General features: G+C 37.3%; 23 protein-coding genes. 18 read left to right on the top strand and 5 right to left on the bottom strand.

Annotated features, from left to right (window positions below; all coding sequences use genetic code 11):
* Positions 1–5: 5 nt before the first annotated feature.
* On the bottom strand, positions 6–416 hold the full coding sequence (locus ACFSC2_RS21150) for a single-stranded DNA-binding protein (protein WP_379813062.1): 411 nt from the start codon (positions 414–416) through the stop codon (positions 6–8).
* Between the two features lie 743 nt (positions 417–1159).
* Here ACFSC2_RS21150 and ACFSC2_RS21155 point away from each other — a divergent pair.
* From ACFSC2_RS21155 to ACFSC2_RS21210, 12 genes are all read left to right on the top strand, one after another.
* The gene (locus ACFSC2_RS21155; protein ID WP_379813063.1) at positions 1160–1927 is read left to right on the top strand and encodes an HNH endonuclease; all 768 of its coding nucleotides are present in this window, start codon (positions 1160–1162) and stop codon (positions 1925–1927) included.
* 121 nt (positions 1928–2048) lie between these two features.
* Positions 2049–2894 carry an abortive infection family protein gene (locus ACFSC2_RS21160; RefSeq protein WP_379818700.1) on the top strand — a complete coding sequence of 282 codons (846 nt, stop codon included), beginning with the start codon at positions 2049–2051 and terminating at the stop codon, positions 2892–2894.
* Between the two features lie 178 nt (positions 2895–3072).
* Positions 3073–3615 (top strand): tetratricopeptide repeat protein, encoded by a 543-nt coding sequence (locus tag ACFSC2_RS21165; protein ID WP_379813065.1) that lies wholly within the window; start codon positions 3073–3075, stop codon positions 3613–3615.
* 851 nt (positions 3616–4466) lie between these two features.
* Complete coding sequence (locus ACFSC2_RS21170) at positions 4467–5720, top strand: hypothetical protein (protein WP_379813066.1); 1254 nt, start codon at positions 4467–4469, stop codon at positions 5718–5720.
* A 161-nt stretch (positions 5721–5881) separates the two neighbouring features.
* Complete coding sequence (locus tag ACFSC2_RS21175) at positions 5882–7069, top strand: hypothetical protein (RefSeq protein WP_379813067.1); 1188 nt, start codon at positions 5882–5884, stop codon at positions 7067–7069.
* A gap of 11 nt (positions 7070–7080) precedes the next feature.
* Complete coding sequence (locus ACFSC2_RS21180; RefSeq protein ID WP_379813068.1) at positions 7081–9369, top strand: nSTAND3 domain-containing NTPase; 2289 nt, start codon at positions 7081–7083, stop codon at positions 9367–9369.
* A 58-nt stretch (positions 9370–9427) separates the two neighbouring features.
* On the top strand, positions 9428–9817 hold the full coding sequence (locus tag ACFSC2_RS21185) for a hypothetical protein (protein ID WP_379813069.1): 390 nt from the start codon (positions 9428–9430) through the stop codon (positions 9815–9817).
* The gene (locus ACFSC2_RS21190) at positions 9804–13187 is read left to right on the top strand and encodes a PIN domain-containing protein (protein WP_379813070.1); all 3384 of its coding nucleotides are present in this window, start codon (positions 9804–9806) and stop codon (positions 13185–13187) included. The genes ACFSC2_RS21185 and ACFSC2_RS21190 overlap by 14 nt, the downstream gene beginning before the upstream one ends.
* Before the next feature lie 200 nt (positions 13188–13387).
* A complete protein-coding gene (locus ACFSC2_RS21195) occupies positions 13388–13759 on the top strand; it encodes a hypothetical protein (RefSeq protein WP_379813071.1) in 372 nt (123 codons plus the stop codon).
* A gap of 612 nt (positions 13760–14371) precedes the next feature.
* On the top strand, positions 14372–15787 hold the full coding sequence (locus ACFSC2_RS21200) for a hypothetical protein (protein ID WP_379813072.1): 1416 nt from the start codon (positions 14372–14374) through the stop codon (positions 15785–15787).
* Positions 15788–15834: 47 nt separating this feature from the next.
* Positions 15835–16824 (top strand): hypothetical protein, encoded by a 990-nt coding sequence (locus tag ACFSC2_RS21205; RefSeq protein ID WP_379813073.1) that lies wholly within the window; start codon positions 15835–15837, stop codon positions 16822–16824.
* 1001 nt (positions 16825–17825) lie between these two features.
* Positions 17826–18029, top strand: a complete 204-nt coding sequence (locus ACFSC2_RS21210; RefSeq protein WP_379813074.1) for a hypothetical protein — start codon at positions 17826–17828, stop codon at positions 18027–18029.
* Between the two features lie 66 nt (positions 18030–18095).
* Here ACFSC2_RS21210 and ACFSC2_RS21215 read toward each other — a convergent pair whose 3' ends face one another.
* Positions 18096–19103: a hypothetical protein gene (locus ACFSC2_RS21215; protein ID WP_379813075.1), complete on the bottom strand. Its 1008-nt coding sequence runs from the start codon at positions 19101–19103 to the stop codon at positions 18096–18098.
* 670 nt (positions 19104–19773) lie between these two features.
* Here ACFSC2_RS21215 and ACFSC2_RS21220 point away from each other — a divergent pair.
* The 4 genes from ACFSC2_RS21220 to ACFSC2_RS21235 all read left to right on the top strand — a co-directional run bounded on the left by ACFSC2_RS21220 (position 19774) and on the right by ACFSC2_RS21235 (position 23402).
* Positions 19774–20682: an NAD(P)H-binding protein gene (locus ACFSC2_RS21220; protein ID WP_379813076.1), complete on the top strand. Its 909-nt coding sequence runs from the start codon at positions 19774–19776 to the stop codon at positions 20680–20682.
* 5 nt (positions 20683–20687) lie between these two features.
* Positions 20688–21425: an SDR family oxidoreductase gene (locus tag ACFSC2_RS21225; protein ID WP_379813077.1), complete on the top strand. Its 738-nt coding sequence runs from the start codon at positions 20688–20690 to the stop codon at positions 21423–21425.
* A gap of 32 nt (positions 21426–21457) precedes the next feature.
* Positions 21458–22372 (top strand): helix-turn-helix domain-containing protein, encoded by a 915-nt coding sequence (locus ACFSC2_RS21230; protein WP_379813078.1) that lies wholly within the window; start codon positions 21458–21460, stop codon positions 22370–22372.
* A gap of 286 nt (positions 22373–22658) precedes the next feature.
* Entirely contained in the window at positions 22659–23402 is a 744-nt protein-coding gene (locus tag ACFSC2_RS21235) for an SDR family oxidoreductase (RefSeq protein ID WP_379813079.1), read from the top strand.
* 121 nt (positions 23403–23523) lie between these two features.
* Here ACFSC2_RS21235 and ACFSC2_RS21240 read toward each other — a convergent pair whose 3' ends face one another.
* Positions 23524–24273, bottom strand: a complete 750-nt coding sequence (locus ACFSC2_RS21240; RefSeq protein ID WP_379818702.1) for a DeoR/GlpR family DNA-binding transcription regulator — start codon at positions 24271–24273, stop codon at positions 23524–23526.
* Between the two features lie 96 nt (positions 24274–24369).
* On the opposite strand from ACFSC2_RS21240, the gene ACFSC2_RS21245 reads away from it, so the two are divergent.
* The gene (locus ACFSC2_RS21245; RefSeq protein ID WP_379813081.1) at positions 24370–24894 is read left to right on the top strand and encodes a 5' nucleotidase, NT5C type; all 525 of its coding nucleotides are present in this window, start codon (positions 24370–24372) and stop codon (positions 24892–24894) included.
* Positions 24895–25032: 138 nt separating this feature from the next.
* Here the strand turns inward: ACFSC2_RS21245 and ACFSC2_RS21250 are convergent, their stop codons facing one another.
* The gene (locus ACFSC2_RS21250; RefSeq protein WP_113679285.1) at positions 25033–25359 is read right to left on the bottom strand and encodes a putative quinol monooxygenase; all 327 of its coding nucleotides are present in this window, start codon (positions 25357–25359) and stop codon (positions 25033–25035) included.
* Positions 25360–25515: 156 nt separating this feature from the next.
* Here ACFSC2_RS21250 and ACFSC2_RS21255 point away from each other — a divergent pair, with 156 nt between their 5' ends.
* Positions 25516–25896 carry a winged helix-turn-helix transcriptional regulator gene (locus tag ACFSC2_RS21255; RefSeq protein ID WP_379813082.1) on the top strand — a complete coding sequence of 127 codons (381 nt, stop codon included), beginning with the start codon at positions 25516–25518 and terminating at the stop codon, positions 25894–25896.
* A 107-nt stretch (positions 25897–26003) separates the two neighbouring features.
* Here ACFSC2_RS21255 and ACFSC2_RS21260 read toward each other — a convergent pair whose 3' ends face one another.
* Entirely contained in the window at positions 26004–26393 is a 390-nt protein-coding gene (locus ACFSC2_RS21260) for a RidA family protein (protein WP_379813083.1), read from the bottom strand.
* Positions 26394–26434 lie beyond the last annotated feature (41 nt).

Genomic DNA, 26434 nt, shown 5'->3' on the forward strand with positions numbered 1-26434 from the left:
CCTGCTCAAAACGGGATGTCGTCCTCAGGCTCTTTTAAGGTGGCTTTTTTGTTTACTCCCTGCTCTGCAGTCTGCCCAGTTTTCACTGCCTGCGACCCTTCGGACTTCTTCCCGCCCCCGTGCAGTTTAATATTGGAAGTATTGAAATTCAGCCCTGCGCGAAGTTCCCCGTCATTCCCTTTCCACGCCCTTGCGCTTACCATGCCAGTGAGTTCCACCACCGTGCCTTTGGTCAGCCACTCGGCAACCCTTGGGCTTATCCAGTAGGCGCACTCGAAAAAGGTGGTCTGCTCTACCCTGTCGCCTTTTTTGTTTTTGTAGCTCTCGTTGATGGCTACCGAAAAATTTACTACCTGTCTGCTGTCTGACAAGGTGCGCACCTGCGCATCTTTTGTCACTCTTCCTGTAATGTTCATGATTCCTGATTTTTAAATGTTTATTTATCTTTAATTACTCTATTACTTTAGTTTTATATTCCTTTCCTACCGCCACACCAGCGAACCCACATACCCAAACTACACGCCGCCTTCTCCCTTTCCCGCCCCGCATTTTCACTTTATATTTTTTACTTTTTTTTGAAATTTTATTCGGCAATGAGAGCAGGCGCTGTTTTGTTTCATCGTGGCGTTTTCAATATTTCAATTCATATTTCTGACATTTTTTTTTATTCGTCTAAAGAGCCGCAGTATGCTATGTTTTGTTTCATGAGCATAAAAAGGTGAGTGTCCGGCAAAAGCAAGGCTCCGGCAAAAAATACAACCCGGAGGGTGGAGATTTTTTGGCAGACCTGAAAGGCCCGGCCTTGCTTTTGCTCAAGGACACGGACTACCTTTGCTCCTGAAATAAAACAAAAGCATACAGGGACTTTGATAAAAAGGAAAAGGGAAGCAATTGTGATGTTATGGATAAAGAGTATTAATAAAAAAGCAGCCAGCTTCGGGTGAATTCCCAAAATAACATCTTGAACTTACGAAGTATTGCACATACCACAGACTTAAACTATCTGCTCATAGCTAATCCCACATAGCTAAAAGATTTAGCATATTATTCTTATATTCGCTTAAAGATTATACTAATGGCATAAAGTCAGCTACAGAAAGCTGTTTTAGTTCCATTTTGGCTTTGATAAATTAGTTATGCGAGATTCAAAGAAAATATTATGAAAAGATGTCTATGGTGCAAATTAGTTGAAAGCGAAACTACCTTTGATAAAAAAGCTCATACAATTCCTAAATCTTTAGGAGGTCAAAACTATAACCAAACCGTTTGCGATAATTGCAATCATTTTTTTGGGAATGCTACAACGGAAAATCGATATTCAATAGAAACCGCATTAAAAGAAACATTTTGCATAACCAGACAAAGATTTCTCTCAGGTAGAACTCAAAAAAGACAAGTAGGAAAATTTAAATCAATTTTTTTTGATGTTAAAGAAAGAAACGGAAAATTAAGATTAGTGCTTAACAAATCTTTTCAATTTAAAACTGAATTTCAGCAACAATTGTGCAGAAACTTTAAAAGAGGTCTCATAAAAATGTGGTTTGAAGAGTTTGACCGACAATCAAAAAGCAATATTGGACAAGATGAAAAATTCGATATTATTAGGCAATTTTCAAGGTATAATTTTGGAAACTTACCTGTTATTTATTTTGAACGTAAGTATGGAATATTCCTGTTTACGAAAAGTGAAGCTGAAACGCCGACTCTAATATTAAATCGAATGAACTATTTATATGAAAATGAAAAATTTACCGAAATTGAATTTTTAGGACACGTTTTTGGTTTTCCAATTGCACAATTTACAAGAGAGGATTTTGACTTATATATTAAGAGTAGTTTAGAAAAGAAAACAGATTTTTTTGTAAATGCAGTTTTATTGGACAAACTAATTGACATTGACTTTACACTTAGGGTTATGGATAAATGAACCTGCAATTAATTTGAAGTTGGTCTTGTATTTGGAAGATTTGGCAAATCCGAATAATGGAGTTAATTTAGTCTCAAACTGCTTGCAAAGCGAGAACGTTAATAGTTATCTAAAAAACATCATGGCAGAAATAAATATTCGAGATAAAGCTAAAATTGAAAAATTCTTAGGAATGAGTAGTGGTTATGTTGCGGATTTCTCAGACAGAACTTTTCATGAATTTGTTGGTGTGGTTACAGGTCTTAATATGAATGATGAAAAATATCATTATGCATCAAACTCAAAAGCAAATAGATTAAGACAATTTATAAAAATTGAAGACAACAATACTGTTGGAAAACTTCTTCAAGAAATGTGTCATCATTATTTTGAAAAACTGAAAGAAGCGCAAGCAACATCTTGGCATCCTAAAGATGCTGATGCATTAAAAAAGGAGGAAGAACTTTACCATGAATGTCTTAAAATATCTCAATCCTTACAAGGAAATCTTGTTGACGATATCAGTGCAATAAAACCGAATTCTGATGATGTAGATTTTAAAAAACTAGCAGAATCTATAAGAGAAAGTATTGAAAAAAACTTACCCGAAGTTGCTCTTGATCGTCTGCATACTTTTGTAATGAAATATATACGCGAACTATGCAAAAAACATGGAATCGAATATACTGACGAAGAAGCTTTACATAGTGTGTTTGGAAAATATATAAAGTTTTTAACTGCAAATGCTTACTTAGAAACTGAAATGTCCAAAAGAATTTTAAAAACTTCTATTAGTAACTTAGATTCTTTCAATGATGTCAGAAATAATAAAAGTTTTGCACATGATAATCCGATTCTTAATTATGAAGAAAGTGTATTAGTTTTTAATAGTATTTCAAGTATGATAAAATTTATCGAAGCAGTTGAAAATAGAATAAGTAAATCAAAAGAAGAAAACAAAACTGATTGGGAAGATCTTACGTTCTAAGACCCACTGTTAATAGTCATTTGGTAATATGACGGTATTGATCCTAATTTAAAAACAATTTACACCTGAAAATCAAATATTTAACCAAAAAAAATTAGACTTCTTTCATCCGCTAACATAGCCAACCGACAATACGTTATAGGCTGCCTTTAAAAAACATCACTCATAAATACAAAGTATGAAATGGCTAAATATTTTTTTTAGAAAATCGACTAGTAATGATAACAACAATGTAGATATGTCATCCAAATCAGTTAAAGAAATTGGAGTTGCACTTTATTTGGCTAATGAAATTGATCAAGCATTAACTTATCTTGACAAGGCTGTTGAAATGGGAATTAATGATGGAATTTTTGAATACAGAGGTTGTTGTTTACAAGAACTAGATTATCATTACAATGCTATTGAAGACTTTAATAAAGCGATTTTTCAAAACCCTGACAACTTTGCAAATTATTTTTCACGAGCTATATCAAAAGGTGCTATTTTAGATTATCAAGGTAAACTAGAAGATCTAAAAACTGTATCGATCCTATGTAAAAATTCAGAGGATTTAAAAACTTGCACAACACAAATACTAATTACCGAAATGGATATTGAAGCAGAAGAAAAAAACAAAGAGAAGCTTGAAAATGCAAAAACACACGAATTGAGAAAAAATATAGAAGATTCTTTGAACATGATTAAACAAGTAAAACTTAAGCATATTAAAAGACGATAAGACAAAATAGCGCCTAACCTCGATTGCTGTTTTTTGGTGCGAGATATAATTGTGAACTGATCCTGGCCAGTCTCACAAAGATACAATAATAACCTTCCTTTTTTAGCCCCGATAGCAGTGGAAATCCTTTTGTGCCGGGGTTCGGCACAAAAGATTGTAACGTATAGCGGGAAAAAGCTCCAAAAAATACAGCATTATGTGATCAGACAAAATTATATTCCAGTGCCAACTCTTGGTATTATTTATCCAGCACCTTCAAAGCCTCTGCCCTCTTTATAATGATTTCCCTAAAATAGCATCAATAAAGCAGCAAAAAGAGCCGCAGTATGCTATGTTTTGTTTCATGAGCATAAAAAGGTGAGTGTCCGGCAAAAGCAAGGCTCTGGCAAAAAATACAACCCGCATGGGTGGAGATTTTTTGCCAAGACCTGAAAGGCCCGGCCTTGCTTTTGCTAAAGGACACGGACTACCTTTGCTCCTGAAATAAAACAAAAGCATACCGTGTCTTTGATAAAAAGTAAAAGGGAAGCAATTGGAATATTGGGAATAAAGAGCATTAAGGAAAAAAGCAGTCAGCTTGAAGAAGAATTCCAAAAGACTGCCCCTAAAACTGTCAAGCATTGCAGAAACCCCGGGCTGAAATTACTTAGTTACAGCTATAGTTGAACAGCTGAAAAGATTTGGTATTTATTCTTATATTCGCTTAAAAATCTTACTAATGGTACAAAGACAACTTTAAAAGTCGTATTAGTGCCATTTTACGTACGGTATAGATTAGTTAGCTGCAATTTTACAGAACATGAGTTTATCTAAATTGTACAATTATATATATATTTATAAAAAATATTACGATGAAAACAAATGAGGTTTTTATATCTGGAGGATTTCCTGTTAATACTTACAATCCTAGACCAGAACTTAAATTAGAGGATAAACTTGTTGATTATCTTGAAACTGGGCATAAATTAATTTCTATTACCGGACCTACTAAATGTGGAAAAACAGTTTTATCTACTCGCGTTATTCCGGAAGAATCTTGCGTTTTTGTTGATGGAGGAGCAATTCGTACTGAAATAGAATTTTGGGAATTCGTTGCGATGGATTTGCAGATTGATGTAGAAACTGTAACTACACAAACTAAAAGTAAATCGGCGGAAAAATCAGGAGAAATCAGTGGAGAAATCGGTAAAATTTTTGTAAAACTTGGTTCAAAAGTTGCGGATAAAGACGTGCAAACAGATACGCAATCATCTAGTACTACAAAAGTGACACTACTAAAATCAATTGTTTTAAAAACTCTAGTTGAACGAAATGTGGTTCTTTTAATTGATGACTTTCATTATATGAATCCCGATTTACAACAAAGTATAGTAAGAGCCATAAAACAGCCCATATTTAAAGGGTTAAAAGCGGTAATTTTAGCCGTTCCGCATAGAGCTTTTGATTCTGTAAAAGTTGAATCAGAAATGACTGGAAGGGTTTCACAACTATCTATACCATTATGGGAAATTAACGAACTAGAAGAAATTGCCAATTTAGGTTTTAAAAAGTTAAATGTCTCGTGTGAGCCAACTATAATTACTCATCTTGCAAATGAAAGTTATGGGAGTCCACATTTAATGCAAGAGTTCTGTTCTAGGATCTGTAAAATAAATGGTATTGAGGAAAGTAAAGAAGAAGTTCAAACAATAAAAAAACCGAATTATAAAGAATTTTTTAATCAAGTTGTTAATACTATAACCTCTAAAATCGCATTTGAAAGGCTCGCCGCTGGGCCAAAAATAAAAGGTCAAGAAAGAATTCAGAGAAAACTTGGATCTGGAGAAACCGCAGACATTTATGTTGTCATTTTACATGCGATAGCAGAAACTGGACCAAAAACTGTTATAACATATGATGAACTTCGAAATTCTGTTAAGAAAGTTTTAGCGGATGATATGCCGTCCGGAGGACAAATATCTCGAGTTTTATCGGAAATGGATAAAATTGCCAAGTCCCTGCCTGGTCAACCTGTAATTGATTGGGGTAAAGATGAGGATCCTAAATTATATATTGCTGACCCATTTTTTGCATTCTATCTTAAATGGTCGCTTAAAGTAAACTAAAAAGCAGCTAACAGCGCTTTCTCTCATTTGCAAATTTTGTTGTGAATTCAAGTTTACATTTCTTAATAAATTTTATCTTTAACAGAAATTTTAAGATTAGAAACCCCCTCCACGTCCATTTGCGGGGACTCTCGCGGAAATTACAAAAAACAGTACAAATCATGGAGAATTTTCGCTTGGACAAACAACAATTAAGTGTAAAAGCCCTTTACAATGAAATCGAAATTTCACAGAATAACAGACTTCTTCATAAAGTTAAGGGGATATCAATAATCCCAGTTCATGCAACCATTGAACCTCTCAAAATTAAAAATAATTTAGTTTGCAAATCAGAGAATAATCTAGATGCCGAAAGACAATTGTTTGCTGGGATTTATTACACAAATATTATTGATTACACTCTAGGAGAGATAACCTTTGCAGCCAACTTTCTAACTGATGCTTGGCTCACAAACATTTGGAATTTACTGGTAGAGGAAAAAGAAAACTTCTTATCAATTACTCTTACAGATGAAGCACTTAAAGAACACTTATTAAACGAAAACGGAGAGTTATTTCAAACAATAGATGACATTGATAATTTTTGCGAAAAATATGATTTGAAAATCGAAAACTTTGTTGTTGCCGCTAAATTTGAACAGCTTGAAGTAGACCTTGAAGGAATTTCAGCCAGATTGTCTTCAGAGATTATTTTTTTTAGAAAGAAAATTTTTACTGAACTATTAATTCAAAAATTAGATGCGAAAGTTTTTGAATATGAAGAGGTGCAAGGAATTTTACTTCCTAAGTTGAAAAAAGAAATATTTCAGAAATGGAGATCAAAACTATTACGAGAAATTGAACTGGTACAGAAATACATTCGATCACCTTTTACTTTTGATGACTTAGATCAATTTTCTAATTTCCGTTCAATAAATGAATTTGCAATTAAAAACTACGATCAACAAGACTTAGTTTCGGAAACATTTTATTGGCTTGAGCATTTCCCAAAAGCTAAAACTAGATTTGAAATAGCTATAAGATATTATCAACTTAAGGAAAATTATAGAGATAGTATCGATAACTTAAGACTTGCTTTAGAATTGTTATTAAAAGATCTTTTCAAAAATACAAAAAGTTTAGACAATCAAATACCTGAAATTGGAAAATATCAGAAAGATCTTGGTATAAGCAAAGAAATTAGAAACACATTTCAAAAAACATTGGAATATTATAATGATTATCAAAACGAGCATGTTAAACATGACGATAGCGTAGCAAATGAACATGAAGTAGAGTTTATGTTTGGATTAACCATGTTATTAATCAGGATGCTCATCAAGCCAAATTCAACATTCACCATTCAATAACTGTCCAAACCATGGAATACGATTTTTCAAAATTAAATGACCGGGAATTTGAAACTTTGGCTGCTTCTATCATTGAGAAAGAAGTGCGAAAAAAGGTCGAGATTTTTAAATCCGGAAAAGACGGCGGTGTGGACGGCAGATTTTGGATTGGCGTGGAAAAGGAAGGGATAATACAATGCAAACATTTTTTGGAAACACCCTACCCTAAACTGATTTCAAAATTAAAAAATGAAGAGTCGGATAAAGTAAAGAAGCTGAATCCCGGCAGATATATTTTTGTCACTTCAAAAAAACTTTCCAGAATTAATAAACAGGAAATCAAAAAAATTTTCCATCCTTATATCCATAATGAGCAAGACATCTGGGGAATGGAAGATCTAAATGCTTTTTTATCTAAAAAGGAAAACCAGGATATCGTTGAAAGGAATTATAAACTATGGATTACCAGTACCAGCGTTTTGGACTTTCTTTATAATAATGCGATAAAAGGAAGAAGCCAGTCTACAATAATGGAAATCAAGGAGAAGACCCATAAATATGTAATAACAGCAAATCATAGTAAGGGCTTAAAAATACTGGAAGAAAATAATGTAGTTATTTTGACAGGCGAGCCGGGAATCGGCAAAACCACCCTTGCAGATAATCTGGCCGTCCACCACATGGCAAAAGGGTATGAATTCTGCGATATAGAAGAAAATATCAGCGAGGCTGAAAATTTATTCCGCGAAAATGAAAAAAAGAAAATTCTATTTTACTGCGACGATTTCCTTGGAAGCAATATGTATGATGCCATAAACAATAAAAAAGATTCCCACATTATAAAATTCATCAACAGAATCAGAAAAGACAAAAGTAAAAAGTTTATCCTTACCTCAAGGACAAATATTTTAAACAAAGCTTACAGTTTAAGCCACATTTTTCAAAACCTGAAAATTCGCGATAATGAATTTTTACTGAAAATTGAAAATTTATCAAGTATTGATAAAGCAAGAATTCTATATAATCATATTTATCATTCAAATTTACCAGAGAAATTTATTGACATTATCTATCAGGAGAAAAGATATAAGGAAATAATAAAACATCGGAATTTCAATCCGCGAATAATAGAGTTCATCACTGACTCTTCACTTATTGGGAATTTGGAGCCAGAAAATTATTGGTCTTATATAAGCAGGAGTCTGAATAAACCTGAAATTATCTGGGCTGACTATTTTCAAAACCAGACAGATGACTGCGTAAGGGCCCTCACGTATCTTACTGTTTTTAACAACGGAAAAATTAGTGAAGATAACCTGAGAAATTCATATAACTTATTTTTAAACATTCATACAGTAAATCTGGGCGATTATTCCGACAAAAGCTTTGAAGCAGTCAGAAAATTAGCGACTAGGTCTTTATTAAACAGAAATCAGATTGAGGAAAATAAATATGAGTATGTTTTATTCAACCCCTCAATTGCTGATTTTGTTTTAAGCACATATTCCAATGAAATACATTTAATCTGTAATATTGTTAAGTCACTGGACAGCGAAGTTTCCATAGATTATCTCCACGCTTCATTAATATCTAATAAAATTAATAATTCGAACAGTGGCAGAATTTTAGAAAATTTGTTTGATTATTTTTTTGAACTTAAATTAGAAGGCCAGGATTGGAATTTTCTAATTGCCTTATGCTATCTTGACTTTTTTAATGAAAAGATAAATAAAAGGATAGAACTTTTTTTGAACACATTAATAAATGCTGACCATCCAAGCGGAAATAGATTATGGGAATTATTAATGATTCTATCAGAATTTGAACCGCAAATTAAATTTAAAAATTTTAAATTTCTGTACAATTTCATAGATGAGGTATATGATGAAGATACATTAAAAAAACTATTTGCTTTTGTGGATCAATACAATATTGAAGACGAAGATATCTTGATGCAGATAGATGTATTGCTTAAGCAATATTTAAAAGGTATTGTCGATAGCAATGATTTTGATATTGATTATTCTAAACATCTAACTTACTACCAACATCCTGACGGCTATTCAGATCATGATGTTGATATAAACGGAATTGAAAACGAAATAAGTGAGAGTCTTGATTCTTATATGGATGGCTTCAACGTAAATGTATTGGATAGAATTTATTTTCATACATCCAGCGTAGTTGCAGGTATAGACATAGATGGAAAGATTATAAGATATCTAGAAAACTATGAGCCGGATTATGACCGTGACAGCCACGATTATTACGTTGGCAGGTCGGGCGAAGATGATATTGATGCAATATTTGAACGATCATAATTAAAAAATATGGCATCACTAACAAATTTTATTTTTTCATTTTTTTTAAACTTAAACTATGGAACCGATCACCACCGCAGCAGTAGCTCTGCTGGCCCGACAGCTGGCCGTAAAAGGACTGGAAAAAGTATTCGAAACAACAGGAGAAGAAGTTTCTAAAAACGCAGTAAACTGGTTAAAAGGACTTTTTAAAAAGGACGAAAACAATGCAACTGAACTTATCGAACTGCAGCAAAGACCAGAAAGCTCGGCGCGCCTCAATGCAGTGAAGGCTGTCATTGAAAGAGACCTTGAGGATAACCCGGATTCGGAAACTTATCTCAAGGAAATTTATCAGAAGGTCTTTAACTCAACTACCAATTTTACAAACAGCAAAAACATCAATACTGGCACACTTAACAGTGGCGGCGGGAGTATCCACCTAGGGGACAGTTATGGAAATAAATAATGCAAACTTTGGACAGATAGATTCCCAGGGAGGGCCTATTCATATTGGGAACCAGGTGAATAATATTTTTATCGGTCTTGGCGATCTGCTGTCCGAATACAAGGGACAGTTAAAAACAATCGAATCATTACTTGACCAGTTCAAAGTTAAAACAGCCTTTGATATTCTTCTGGATCTGGAAAAAAGGGTTCATGAGAACGAGCATCCGCATAAAAATAAAATTTTAAGTAAGATATGCTACCTGAAAGGAACCTGCAAAAGGGAACTTCCTGACCTGACGCCGGATGTGGCGGCCATGGACTTTATAACCGCGTATCAATTATGCAATACCGATCCCGAAATCAGGGAGCGAGCATGCGTGGAATATCTCAACTTGGAGGAAAAAGATAAAGCAGCGGCTTTTGCAGAGGAAATATTAAAAACAGAACCGTACAATCTCTCTGCCTGGTACGTAAAAGCATTAACTGCCGCTGACCTTAAAGTCTTTATTCCCTCTATCCCCGCTGCCGTCCTCTCCCAGTATAATTTCCAATTAGGATTAGTGCAGCACATTGTTGTGACCGGGCAGCTGCTTTTTTTTGAAGATTTGTCCGACTACGGCCTCAGCTTGAAAATAGATTTTTCAAAATATACTAAATTAACTTTTGTTTCCCTTGAAGCATGGCGCATAACCATTGATCTAGCCATCAATAAATTCCTAAACGAGTACTCCCAAAAGTACATCTGCGGAGATGATTTTATCTACAACAACAGCTTAACGATCGACGACGCGATACAGATTTTGGGCACGTATGTGGAAACGTTGCAGAATACTGAAATGGGCGAACTGATTGTGCATCAGCAGTTTTTTCTTTCCTACCTCCGTTATCTGCGCAGCAACGATGAGCGCCAGCCTGACATTTTAAAATCATTGTATCCCAGAATACATAAAGATTTGTGGTTCTATACCTTCTGTTTCTGCCAGGTGCTCAATCATCAAAAAGAATATCAGTATTCATTGGACTGTGTGCTGCAGTATGAAGCCAACGGCGGGGAGCTGTACAGCGAAATCTACCTTTTTAAAGGCGCACTGTTCCATCTTAACGGAAGAAGCGCTGAAGTAATAGATATATTTGCCGATTATCTGAATTCACTTGAAGTTATAGAGGAAAGAAATGGGCTTAACATCATTAACGCATTTCTAAGCATATTATATAAAAAACTGGAAGAAGATATATTGGAATTGCAGCTGGCCAGAATTAAGAAGAAAGAATTCAAAAACGAGCAACTCAAATCCTTACTGGAGATCATAATCACCACGAGATTCCTTAAGAATTTTGATCGTAAGGAAATCTTCGGGAAGCTTTCTTCATTACAGGAATTTACAGAATTTGACATCAAATGGAAAACCCTTATTGCCGAAAGCTTTAATTCGATCGGAAAAAGAAAGGAAGCCATCGAATATTTAAGAACATTTCTGGATAAAAAGAAGATTAGCGAAACACTCCGTTTTTATATAATACTCCTTCATGAACAGCTCTGCGACCGAAATGATCAGGAAAGAGGATTTTACGTAGAACTGCTTGAACTGCTGAAGTTCTGGAGAGAAAACACCTATTCACCTGACCGGCAGCTGCTTGAGTATGAACACAATTTATACAACGCAATTAATGATTTTGACGAAATCGAAAAAATCGACCAGTATCTCTATGAAAACTTTCCTGCAAACGAGCAGTATATATTATCCTATCTGCACATTCTGGAGAGACGCCGAAACATTACCAAAATTAAAGAAGTCTCAGACAAGATAGACTGGGAGATTGATAACGAAGCATTTGGAGTGGCCATCAGCATGATTTTAATCAGGACTGAAGCCGATACGGACCGAGGGTTTTCACTGCTATTTAAACTTGCCTGCAACACTTTGAATACTGAAGCCCGAAGGAATTATTTTGCAAGCCAGATATTTCTGAAAGAACACAAATATTTTAAAAGCTATCAGACCGTTGAGCTTGGCAGATGGGTAACTTATTATGTGGGAGAAAAGAAAGAATATATAAAAATTGAAAAAGAAAGCGGCCTGCAGAAAGACTTCTTAGGACGTAAGTGCGGAGAAACTTTTACAACTTCAATCGGTGTTTCCCACAAGATTACCACCATATACATCCATGAAATCTTAAATGATGCGTGGCACTTATTCCGCACCATACAGGATGAGGCGGCAAATCCTGTCAACGAGCTGGGTTTTGAATCATTGCCGACACCGGAAAATCCCGAGGATTTAATCGAATTCTTCAAATCCCATTTCGGTCCTTTAGGACTAAAAGATAAAGAATTTAAAGACCGGTCTTTGGAAGATTATTTTAATTATCGACTCGGTTTTTCAGAAATTTCCAGAATGGTTTTTGGTGAAAACTACATTGATGCGTATATGCATCTTACCGGAAATCCAGCCTTTAAGTTTACAACCATTCCATTGCTTCTCTCAAGACCAATTCCGGAAAAGCACCACTCACTGGACTTTGCCCTTGATTTCAGTGCGCTGATGCTGTTTTATTCTTTGCAGAAAGAGCTCGGATTTGAATTCAAGCACAGATTTACCGTTTCATTTCTTGTAAAAGACAAGATAGAGATGGAAATTTTTGAACTGGCAAATTCTGCACCTTCTTCAATGACTTTACAGATAACACCTCAGTCGGTAACAAAATTTGATACACCAGAAGATTTTAATCAAAAAAGAATTTTATTCCTAAAGGATATTTTAAAGTGGATAGAAGATAATTGCAAAATTGATCTGGTTGCCGAAAAATTAAATGTCGTTCGCAAACTTGCCCCGAAAGAAGGTATGGAAGGCATGATGGAAATTCTAGTGGACAGCATGTGTATTGGGGACCGGGAAGACTCTCTTCTTATAAGCAGTGATTCAACATTGTATCTGGCAACCAGAAGCACAATAGGAAATATTATCAGTCCTGAGAGCTATTTAAATAGGTTTTATCCTGAGAAATGCGGTAACGACTTTTACAGCTTTCTTTTAAAGTCAAATTATATTGGCATCAATATAATTTTCGATACGCTTAAAACTGAATTTTACCAATATTTAGCCGGGGGTAAGAACTATTATAATCTCTGCCTTCAGAACCTGCAGTACAACGTTCATCTAAATCCAGATATTGTTGTTATGCTGAGCCGTTTCCTTAAGGATTTATATATCATGCCGCTGCTCAAACCCGAACAGCAGGACCAGCATGCCCAGGTCCTCTTAAGCAGAGCTTTATTTGGCATGCCTAAAGAGATTGCAATTAATCTCGGCAGACAGCTGGGAGTCGATTTTAAATTACTAGGAAACAAGTATGTACAAGTAATGAGTGTTTTGAACAGTTTTTTTTAACAGAAATACACCCCTACTAAATAATGTCATTATGCTATGGGAGCTAAAACCCTAGCCCCGATAGCAGTGGAAATCCTTTTGTGCCGGGGTTCGGCACAAAAGATTGGAACGAATAGCGGGAAAAAGCTCCAGAAAATAATATTAAGCATAAAAAATAATATTAATACAATTGACCATGCTGACCACTCCAAATCAGATTCATGCCACAACTTAATACCCGATTATTCCGGCCCTTCTCTGCAAGGCATAATATTCCTTCTATCGCTTATCGGTTCTACTGCAGTATTATTACCGGCCCCCGGTCCAAAGACATCACCGAGAAGGACATAGAAAAAGACCTTATAGACAACGACCCATCGGAGGGGTTTGAAACGGATATTGATACCCAAAACAGCAGTGAAGAGCAAAGCGATACTTTTGAAATCATAGCCCCTGACCAGGATAATCCAGTGAAAAGGGAATTCGAAATCGGGCAGCTTGGAAACCAGGAGATTCAGGAAGATGAACTTACCCGAGATGAATCGGATAACAGCGCGCCCGGCCATGATAAACCTTCCCAGCGAAAATTCTAATGCATTCAGATCTGATGCCAATAAAGAACCGTTATTTTAACGTTTTTTATTGCATAGCGGCATTAATCTGTTTCTGTAAACTATATTACAATATTCACAGTAACTGCCAGAGACCCTCTCTGCAGCCTGAGAGGAGCTAACTCTGCTCCTGAAATAAAACAAAAGCATACAGGGCTTTGATAAAAGTAAACGGGAAGCAGCCGGAATACTACGCATAAATAGCCGTCAGCAAGAAAAGCAGTAAGCCCGAAAATACATTGTGCAGAAAACTGTATAACACGTCTCACTCCAGGACTGACTGCAAGAAAAATTCAGTCCAAGCTTCCATTGGGCAAGCTTTGCCGTTCTTGTGTTTACAGATAAGCTGTCTGCATTAAAAGTCAAAAACGCGCTGTTTGATATATCTGAAAGCATTAATACAGCTGGTTCTTCCTTGTATAAAGGTTTACAGCATTCCTTTCCAATAGAGTTTGTGAGTATTTTCATATTATGTCGAGAAATTAAATTACATATATTTATAATCAAAATAAGATGATAACAGATTTATTTCCAGATAACAATAGATTTATGTTAATTTGCAGAGATTATTTTACTCTATTTAAAATAAACCAGATGAAAACATCACATTTAAATTTTCATAAAAAAGAGATTCATTTTAATCTGCAGCTTTCTAACTGTCTGCTGTATTTGTTTTTTATTACTTCCTCTTTACTAAGTTTTTCAGCCCGCGCGCAGCGTATTGGCATTCCCATTGAACAGACGAACTCAAACTTTACAATCAGTGCTGTGAGAACCGGATTGAGCAGCGGATATGAAAGCTATTTGTTCTATGTTCAGAACAATACCAGCCGCGAATATAAAATTGTTGTCCATATTGATCTTGAACTGGCTTGTGAAGGAGCAAAATCATTTAACCTTGGTGTAAACAATGTAGTTCATCTGCGTGCTAATGAAAGATTCACCCCATCGAAGGATTATGTACATAATTATTTCGGAAACAAGGACTGCGCAATTGCTGAAGGCAAATCATATACCCTTTTTAAAAGTCTGCACTATACCATAACTAGTGTGGTTGACGTAACCAAAGAAAATGAAGAAAAAGCGGCAAAAAAGAACGCAGAACAAGAACAGAAGAAAATAGAAGAGCAGAGAAAAAACGCCGAACAAATCCGCAAGCAGCAAGAATACCAGCAAAGTTCAGCCAAGCAGCAAATACAACAAAATACAGTAACACAGCAAGTGCAGTACCAGACCGGCAGAGAGTACCAGCCCGCACAAAAAAGCCCTGCAGAGCAGCAGGCCCAGTACCAACAGAAGTTAGCTGTGGAGCGAGCATACAATGCACAGCGTGAAGAAACTATCAACAAAGGCATTAGTGATATGACCAATCTGATATCAGACTATGTCCAGCAAAACCGTGCCGATAAGGAAAGACAAGAAGCCCTGCAAGAGCAGCGGGAAGCAGAACAGCAGGAGCGGCAATATCAGCTGTATTTAAAAACAAGCAGCCGTATAAATGCTTTTGCAGCACTTCCTGCAAAAGATATTCCGCTGGCATCTCAGGAAAAAGCGGCCAGCATTTACTATTTCATTTATTCGTATAATGATTTAGGCAGCGAATATGGTGCAGCGGCATATATCTCTAATGTTTTTGAAATCGGAAAATACAATGACGGCACGCGTGCCTATACAGCTACGATTAAAAATGAAACTGCCGGCCTTACACCTTACGCAGAAACATTACATGGCTATTATTACACCCTGAAGCAGGCAGAGCAGAAAAGATCAGAACTTATAAACAGCCTGCAAATTTATGGTGTTACGATAAACAATCTACTTTATAAAGGAAAACCTGGAACGGCAACTGTATCCCAAACTGCAGAGAATCAGGAGCCAAACTATGGCAATATAATTGAAAAACCAGCAAAAATTGATATGCGCCCCACAAACGGGACGGCGCCAAAAAATGAAGTTGATAAATTTATACAAAAACAATCTAAAAAAAATTACGGTACTATTATAGAATAACCTAATTGACCACTCAACTATATAAATTAAAACCCAAAAGAGAACCGATGAAATTAATACTTTACTTTTTCCTGCTTATTGCCACACCAGCTTTTGCCCAAGCAATTGCTGAGTTAAAATTTGAAGAAGCTGAAACCGCTTATAACCAAGGGCGATATGAACTCACGATTCAAAAAGTGAACGAATTTGAAAAAGCCATTGGAGGTATGAGCGATAAGTCGTTGTTTTTGCGTGTGGTTTCGCAGGACAAACTGTTTAATCCTTCGGCTTTTTACTCTGATGAAAAACAATTTTCCCTTTACATCTCACTATTAAACGATGCAGAGAAATATATAAAGGTAATGGAGAGCAAAGGTTTAGACGATAAGTTTAAGGAGGTTTATGCCATTAGTGAAAAATTAAAAAGCTTAAATCTACCAAAGAATAAAGCAAGTTACCTAAAAGTAAGTGCGCAAATAGCAAAAGAGAAACAGGAAAAATTGGACCAATGCACAAGAGGGTTTGATGAGCTTTCTGTCAACAGCCTGCCTTTTGATATCACTCTTGATGACTTTTTAGCGCAATATCCAAATGTCCTGAGTAATAAAAAATACAAACTGACAAAAGGAATCAAGTTTGATTTATACCAGCCGAAAAACTCATATCAATTTTACAGCACAGAAGGAAAATTTGATTTTCTGGGAGTTGATCTGATGTACGGTACAGTAGAGACAGGGGATATATCAATACTTGTCAAAAACAATAAAATAATTGGTTATCAAAAGCAATTTTTTTGGGATGCTGGTAAAGTTTCTAAAACACAGGAGTTTATAGATAAGTACAATGAATTATACGCTAAATATTCACAACTTTATAATTGCGCTCCAATGAAGCAAAGTGAGGAAATTTTATCAGAAGGACTACGGCAGGTTTCATATTGGAAACTTAACAACAAAACACTGCTCATCAACAAATCTCACAGTAAACAGGGGAAATTTTACTTTCATTCGCTGATTTACCGTGTAACAAAGAATGATCAAGCTATTGAAGGTTTTTAAAAAGTGTTCTCCAAGATCGTTCTTTTTTAAATACACAGGCGGTATCCAAATTTTGCCACAGAAAGCTTAGGCGGTTTCAACAAGGGTGCTGATTTGTTTTTTTGCGGAACGGCAGAATAAAAAAGTTTTCTGAAAAGATTTAGGCGTAAAATATAGGACTGACCGCAATACAGACCCAGGTGATTTTTAGCTGCATATTCTGGAATGGAGTTAGGTGGCTGGCAACAATAGTGAAGCTGTTTTATACCTTAAGCCCGCACTTGCCATAACCAGAGTATATCTTAGTAAAAGAGCATAGATTATCTAACCACATTCATAAACTGTTAAATGCTTCCTCCATTAGCGGCAGCTCATAATTAAGCTGCCGCTACTGTCACAAAACCATCGAGTCCGATTTTTTAGCCCCGATAGCAGTGGAAATCCTTTTTTGCCGGGGTTCGGCGCAAAAGATTGCAACGGATAGCGGGAAAAAGCTCCAGAAAAGTAATATTAAAATATTAAATACAATTGACAGTATTAGGTTCCGCTGACAATTCCCATTACCCAATTAATCTACCCCCTGATTACCTGATCGCTATTTTATAACTGCAGCCCATTATTGTGTAAAAAAAAGTGCCGCTGTCCTTCTTACCTTTAACAAAGCACAAACAGCAGAGCGCGCAGTGAACAAACCCGCCCGCCACTTTAAAAAAAACAACAGCAATAATCCAGCTAAAAAAAATAAAATGGCAGCTTCCCATACAAAGCAAAACAACCCTCAGGACGATCCGAATTTTCAAAACCCGCACAAAGGCCATAAGGGACAGTAAAAAGCTCCTTCCCCCGCGGCCCGCCCCAGTACCGGCAGTGCCGGACCGGATTACGCAGCTGACCTGAGCCCGGAGCAGAACAGCAATCCTTATGATTCAGAGAACCTTGATCAGGAATCAGACCCCCAGTCCAAAGATATCACCGAAAAGGATATCGAAAAAGACCTTCTGGAAAATGACCCATCGGAGGGGTTGGAAACGGATATTGATACCCAGAACAGCAGTGAGGCTCAAAGCGGCAGCTTTGAGACCACCCAGCCTGACCAGGATAATCCCGTAAGCAGGGAATTTGAAATTGGTCAGCTCGGCAGCGAAGAGCTTCAGGAAGATGAAAGCACCAGGGATGAAACGGGTGGCGCACGAGGTAATATTAAACCTTCCCAGCGAAAATTTTAATGTACTGGGATTTTCCGTACGGAAACTGAATTTTAAGATAAAAACATTCCCAGCTGCCAGGGATCTTTACATTTTTACTTCAATATCTTTTGAAATTCCGTAAGCCCGTGAAAATAAAATAAAACTGTTCTTAAATGGGAAATCATTAATAAGGGCGTAATAATAGCCATTGTCTTTCAATTTTTGTAATTTCTCCAGCGGCAGTTCTTTTTTTAACTGCTCTTTGGTCAGGTTTGGATTTTTATTATAGAGATCATAAAGGTCTTTATAAACCGGATATTTTCCGGTGGACGGGCTTTTTATGACGTTTTGGTTTTTATCCAGATTGATGGCTGTAATATCAAAATTATCCTCTATGGTAATCCCGTCTATAATTATAAGGTTGTTCACCGCATTTATCAGTGTAATGCTTTTATTATTTAAGACGAAAGATTTTCCAAAATCGGCTTGACTAAGTTTTATGCTGGGATAGTCCGTTAAGATTTTTACTTCATAAAGCACACTTCCGCTCCAGGGTCCTGTTGTATTCTCTATGCTGTTTTTGAATTCTATGGTTTTATAGGTCTGCTGTCTTTCAGCTCCGTTTACCTGTGTGTAATCCCTGAAGGTTCCAAAATTTGCGATGTGGTTTTTATTGATTCTGGCTTTGTTTTTGTTTTTATCCAAAAGTTTATTCTCTTTAACCGATATGGACACACTGTTGAGCGCATCAGCTTCCTGGCTGTATAGGGGTATACTTGATTTTAAAACAATAAAATTTTTTGATGCTTCTTTTTCAAGGGTTAATGCTGCATTCTGCTTAAAAAACAGCAGGCCTTTTTGATCTATTGCCCCGGCGAGTACAGTTTTATTATAAATCTTATTTTCTTTTAAGGATTCGGTTTCATATTTTGTGCTGTTTACTGCACTGAATTCCAAAGTCATATCATAAACAGCATCGTACACCTCACTTAAATTTTCTTTACTGATTTTCTGGCTCTGCCCGTTAAAAAATATAGCCATTCTATCTTCAAAGCTGAGCTGGGCGCTCATTAAAGAGCTGCTCAACAGCATTATAACTGTAATTAGTTTCATTTTTTTCATTTCTTTTTTTATATCTGCCGGCTTATTTATAAGTGTAATAAAAATGCCAAGGCCGTAAAAACCGCGGCAGGTATATGTGATAATTATGACAGCGTATTCATTTTCAAATATATCTTTTTTTTATTATAAATCATCAAAAAGACTGCTGCTGTGATAAAGATTTTACCAGTTTCCGGTAAAGAGCAGCCAGCAAGATAACAGCTCCCTGATTTGAGCATTAATTCCTTTTGATTTAACCTATGATGACCCGGCAGGATCCGAACACAAAAAACAAAGCAGTGATCAATCTTATATTCTAATAAATTCGATCAGCTGCTTTTCAAAGGATGATAATGTGAAGCTGATTTTTAATTCTGCAAAGAGATTCAAATATTCAATTCTCCAAAGTCAAAACAGGGTCTCCAGCGGCCCTGGTCCCGATTGCTCCGCCGGTCCGCTTCGCTTGTGTGCAGCGGAAATCCTTTTGCGCTGTACTGCCGGCAGAATTGACACACCGCTGTCCGCCGGGCTGAAAATCCCCGGCAGCAAGCGCTGCCAGAGGCAGTCCGTCAGCCGCAGCCCGGTAAACTCCACCTAAAAACGGCTACAAAATTCCTTAATTGAGTTATGCGATTATCTTATTTGATGCTGAACTTTGTCCCAGCAGACAAAATTAAAAAATATGAACATAGTACTGACAGGTTCCCTGGGGAACATCGGAAAACCGCTGGTAATTGAACTGGTGCAGAACGGGCACTCGGTGACCGTTATATCAAGCAGAGCCGAAAGACAAAAAGAAATCGAAGCGCTGGGCGCCAAAGCGGCCGTGGGCACAATCCAGGATGCTGACTTTTTAACCCATACTTTTAAGGGAGCCGATATTGTCTACCTTATGGAAGCCTGGGAAGGCATCGGCAGCATCTTTGACAAGGATGTGGATTTTGTGGCCGCCTTTAAAAATATCGGCAGCAATTACAAACAGGCCGTCCTGCATTCAGGAGTGACACGCATTATACATTTAAGCAGCATTGGCGCCCATACTGACCAGGGAACAGGCAGTTTATATCTTCATAACACCGTAGAGAACATTCTTAAGGAACTTCCCGATGCTGTTTCCATTAAGTATATGAGACCTGTCGGTTTTTACAATAATATATTCCGATATATGCAGACGATCAAAACACAGGGCAGAATAATACAGAGTTACGGAGGCGATAAGGAAGAACCATGGGTCTCCCCTTTGGATATTGCGGCTGCTATTGCCCAGGAAATCGAAAAGCCATTTGATGGAAGAACGGTGCGCTATCTGGCCAGCGATGAAGTCTCGCCAAACGAAGTGGCCAGAATAATAGGCACTGCCATTGGAAAACCAAATTTGCAATGGTCTGTAATTTCAGATCAGGAAATGCTTTCAGGCATGCTCGAAGCAGGCGTTAATGAATGGATTGCCAGCGGTTTTGTAAAAATGCAGGCCGCACAGAGAGACGGGAGTTTATACACCGATTTTTACCTGAATAAGCCGGTACTGGGCAAAGTAAAACTGACTGACTTTGCCAAAGAATTTGCAGAAATCTACAGCCAGTCAAATTAACAATGATGAAAAGAGCATTAATAACCGGCGCTAATAAAAGTATTGGATTTGAAACAGCGCGGCTGCTGCTTAAAGAAGGATATTTTGTTTACATTGGAAGCCGTTCACTTGAAAACGGTTTAGCGGCTGTCGAAAAGCTTAAAGAAGCAGGACTGGAAAATGCCGAGGCCGTACAATTAGATGTCACTGATCCGCAATCTGTAAAAGAAGCCCGAAAACAAATAGGCGCCAAAACGGATTCACTCGATGCCTTGATCAATAATGCCGGAATTAACGGGGGCTGGCCGCAATCAGCACTAGAAGCAAGTATCGGCCAGTTTAAAGACGTTTTTGAAACCAATCTGTACGGCGTAGTGAGAGTTACCCAGGCATTTATAGATTTACTTAGAAAATCTTCCCAGCCGCGTATTGTAAATGTCTCGTCCAGCGGCTGTTCCCTGACACTGCACAGTGATCCCAGCTGGAAGTATTATACACATAAAGCAGCTGTTTACCCTGCGTCGAAAGCGGCCCTGAACATGTATACCATAGATCTTGCATACGAATTAAGAGAAACAAAATTTAAAGTAAATGCCGTATGTCCAGGTTTTGTGGCAACTGATTTTAACAATCACCGGGGAACCGGAACGGTTCAGCAGGCTGCAGCGCGAATTGCAAAATATGCAATGATCGACGCCGGGGGGCCTACAGGGAAATTTATCAGTGAAGAATATAATCCGCAGACAGGAGAAACCCCGTGGTAAAAACTAATAAGGGAATTTTATAAATTTGCAATATGAAAAAAGAGCAGAATAGTATATATAAATTTGAATCTCTATCTGATTTTCATGAGGTGTTCGGGCTTAAAAAGCCCTTGCATCCCCTGATTAGTTTTATCGACATCACAGAACTGAAACTGGAGGCACATGGACTGCCGAGGTCAATAGTTTTAAATTTTTATAAAATTGCCTACAAAACCCTTCTCTGCGGTAAGGCGAAGTACGGACAAAACTATTATGATTTTGGTGAGGGAGGTCTTGTGTTTACAGCACCAGGCCAGCTGTTCGAGTCCCCTTCCAAGCAGGCAGCTTCAGGTTATCTGCTCCTTGTACATCCTGATTTTTTCCTGTCTTACCCGCTTGCCAGAAAAATCAGGGAATACGGCTTCTTTTCTTACGCCGCTAATGAAGCGCTTCATTTATCAGAGAAGGAAAAAACAACGATCATGTCCATTTTTGCCATTCTGGAGGAAGAATTAAACAGCAGGATAGATGATTTCAGCCAGGATGTTATTATTTCGCAGATCGAACTGTTACTGAATTACAGCAACCGATTTTATAAAAGGCAGTTTATCACGCGCAGATCCGCCAATAATACCCTGCTTGAAAAACTCGAAGAAATTCTTGAAGATCATTTTAAGGACGAAAAGGCATCGTCAGCAGGAATTCCTACTGTTCACAGTCTTGCTGAAAAGCTCAATACATCAGCCAGCTATTTAAGTGACATGCTCCGCTCTTTTACAGGAGAAAGCGCACAGCATCATATCCATCAGAAACTTGTTGAAAAGGCAAAAGAAAAATTATCCGCTACTGATTTGTCCGTAGCTGAAATTGCTTACGGATTAGGGTTTGAACATCCCCAGTCCTTCAGCCGCCTTTTTAAAATAAAAACCAATCTGTCTCCTCTTGAATTCAGACAATCTTTTAATTAACTGCTGTCTGCCAAACTAGTATTGACTTCCAAAAAAAGCAATAATTAAAAAAGTCGAACTATTATTAAAAATCTTATCTGCGCAGTTTGTTATTTATTTGTATGTCCGGCATCTTTTTACATGGTGTTATAAAGTTACACAATACTGCCTTAGGTGCTTCGTCTAAGATTTTTATAACCTCTGCGTAACTTAGTTACTTCTAAGTTACAGTTACTTTTTGTTACAAAGTAACTAGAATAAACTTCAATGTTTTAATTTTGCAGTATAATCTATTAAAACACATGGAATGAATTTCTCAAACAAAAATGTTCTTATAACTGGGGGCACTACAGGTATAGGCTTTGCGGCTGCAAGCGAGTTTATCAAGGCAGATGCAAATGTATGGATCACAGGACGTACCGCTTCAAATCTAGAAAAAGCAGCTGCTGAGATCAGCAGTTCTAAACTAAAAACAATAGTATGCGATACTTCTAAGCTTTCGGAATTATCGCTTTTAGAAAAATCTTTTTCCAAAAGCAAAAACAAAATAGATGTTTTGTTCCTTAATGCAGGGATAGGCGTATTTGCTCCCATCGGCCTGATTACTGAAGAAGATTTTGACGCCCAGTTCAACACAAACGTTAAAGGACATTTCTTCACACTGCAAAAATTACTGCCTCATTTGTCTGACGGTGCATCGGTCATATTCACTTCATCAACAGTTGCAACAGCATCCAATATCGCAACAGCAGTATACTCTGCTACTAAAGCAGCTTTGAGTAAAATTGCCCAGATAGCGGCCAATGAACTCGCCGGCCGTAAGATCCGTGTCAACATTATCAGTCCTGGTCCTATTGCGACCCCGGGACTTGACAGCGTATTGAGTACAGATGCCAAAGAAAATATGGCAAATGCTGTTGCACTGCAGCGGTTAGGAAATCCAGATGAAATTGCAAAAACAGTGTTATTTCTGGCATCCGATGGAGCAAGTTTTATTACAGGAACAGAGATAATCGCTGACGGCGGTTACATTAACTACTCTTTAAGGTAAACTCCATCCAAGTAACTGCACTGCTATTACAATAAAACAGTATCCAGCTGAATTAGCAGAAAACTCCGCACGTAAAGCGGAGTTTTATTTTTTTTATTCGATTTAACTTAAAAAAAACAGCTCAATAAACCGCTATGCCAAGCTGCTTAAAAACATCCAGCATCTTGTGATCCGGGTCAGCATCAGTTATAATTGCGTTCAGGCTGTTAACCGGACAAATATAATAGGCCTCGGCAGTATGAAGTTTATCAAGGGTTGACAAGGCGACGTTCTGTTCTGCCATTTCCATCATAGTGCGTTTTACTGCGGCCTCCTCACGGCTTACCGTTGTCAGGCCTAAATCAGTATTTATGCTGCAGATACCGTTAAAACATATGTCTGCGCGGAAATTTTTAAAAAATTGAATTGTTTCATGTCCCATCACAGCACAGGTCTGTTTATCGAATCTGCCGGCAGCAAAAAGAATCTCAATATTGGGATGGTTTTCAAGCACACTGACAACTGGGAAACTGTGTGTTATTACTGTGAGTCGCCGCTCAAGAGGAATCAATTCCGCTAGGATCTGAACAGACGATCCTGCATCCAGAAATACCACCTGCCCGTCCTGGAGCAATTCAACCGCCTTGGATGCGGCTGTCTTCTTTTGTTCCATAATATGCTTCTCTCTATCACGAAACTGATGCGGTATGGGCGCATGTGAAACGGCACCTCCTCTTACCGCCGACAGCAGCCCCTTATCTGAGAGTATTTTAATATCCCGGCGTATTGTATCTTCATGCACATTTAGCAGCTCACTAAGCTCACTATGGGATACTGTTCTATTTTTGGTTACCAATTCCAATATGGTATCTAGTCTTCCTTTTTTAATCATAACAACTGCTTTATGCAAATTTACATATAAAAATATCGTAATATATTGCAACATTATGCAATATTTTACTTTAATTTGTGTACTAAATTTTTACACATGAAAAAAACTATTGCAATTGATATGGACGGCGTGCTTGCCGATATAGAATCGCAGTTTTTGCGCAGGTATCTTACGGAAACTGGAATTGCGCTTACCAGAAGCGATATCATCAAACCAAAAGGTGCCCAAACACTAGAGAGCAGAACTCAAGGGTACTTAAATGAACCAGGTTTTTTTAGAAGCATTCCCGTAATGCAAGGCGCTGTAGAGGCTGTAAAGACATTAATGGAAGATTTTGAGATTTATATTGTATCTGCTGCGATGGAATTCCCTCTTTCCTTATTTGAAAAGCAGCAGTGGCTTGCCGAACATTTTCCGTTTATAAAATGGAACAACATTGTATTGTGCGGGGATAAAAACATCATCAAGACCGATTACCTGATCGACGACCACTGCAAAAACCTCGATTACTGTCATGGTAAAGCAATAATGTTTGATGCATATCATAACTTGGACCAGCACCATCACCAAAGGGTGAAAAGCTGGACTGAAGTGCTGATGATAATGCGCGGGGAAAGATAGCCCAGCATTACACTGCCAGGCCTATCAAAAAAGCCTTCAAAATCTAATGACGTTGAAGGCTTTTTTTACTTCATTCTATATAAATCGGCGTGGAAACATATTTACATTTTAAATGCCGAATATAAATGCGTTTATTATCTATAATGAAGTCTTATTTTCTTTACCATACTTGCCAAAAGGAACGTAAATAGAAGGCTCACGCAGCACATCCATGTCTAAGAGCAGCTGGTCCCATTCTTGTGCATACGGTTTTTTTAGATGCACATTTAGAAAATGTTCAACTGTATCATTCCAGATTTCATAAACCAGAAACTCTTCCGGTTTTTGGATATTCTGATGAATGACCGCACTAACCAGATTTTCCTCTTCGTTGATTATATCGAAAAGTTTGATAAGTTCTTGTTTAAATTGCTCCTGATTTTCCTTTTTCGCGGTAAATTTAACCGTCAGTGTAAACTGTTCCATTTTTTAGTTTTTTAACTGAAGGAATAAAAATTGTAATTTATTCCTCTTCAGCATGATTAAAATTCTCTTATTAATTTACAAAGGTATTTCTCTTTTGTATACTTTTGTAACAAAGTCTAAAAAAGTAATTGTAACCTTTAGTAAACCAAGTTACGTATGAGGAATGATAAAATTGAAAATAATGACTGTAATGCTCATGTCAGAGCTGTAAATGACGCAATGTATGTCTTAAGCGGGAAATGGAAGATATCAGTACTGGCCTCACTTTGTTACAACGGTCAGAGAAGATTTTCAGATTTATTGGGTGATGTAACAGGCATCTCTAACAAAATGCTGAGCAAGGAACTCAAGGAGCTGGAAATTAATAAATTGGTAAGCAGAAAAATTATAGATTCCCATCCCATTGCGATTAATTACGAACTTACTGGTCATGGCAAAAAATTAACTTCTGTCATACGCAGCCTATCGGAATGGGGAACCGAACATCGCAAACAGATTATCAGGAATCACGATGAACCGGTCAATGATAATGAATAAAAAAACAATTACATACCTTCTTGCAGCCTCTCGTCAAACAAACCTCTGCACTTATAGTGCAGAGTGGTTTAGTTCAGTGACTCAAAATTGAATTGCAAGAGGCAGAATTATCTCACCACCGTCGCCTCAAGCTCGACCTTTAGGGTTTCAAAAAGACTTTTTACTTCCATTAGTGTTGCAGCCTGTTTGATGTTGTTTTTAGCAATCCATTCCTGAAGAATTGAAAAATGGGGCCAAAGCTCATCGGTTGACGTTGTGTAAATGTTTAACCTGACAATGCCGCTGCATTCATAACCGGCTCCAGAGATTACCTGCTCGAGGTTTTTAATGGCAAGTTTCAGCTGTGATTCCATATCTTCGTCACTTGATGCTCCCTCAGCGCTGATCGCAGTCTGTCCCGAAACATATAATGTTCCATTCGGGTTCTTAACTTCCACTGCCTGCACGTAGCTGCGCTCATCCTGCCACTTCCACGGATTTATAGCTCTTTTTTCCATTTCTTTTCTATTTAAAATTATACTCTGCAAAATTGGATATA

Source organism: Flavobacterium artemisiae (assembly GCF_042678225.1).
Taxonomy (GTDB): domain Bacteria; phylum Bacteroidota; class Bacteroidia; order Flavobacteriales; family Flavobacteriaceae; genus Flavobacterium; species Flavobacterium artemisiae.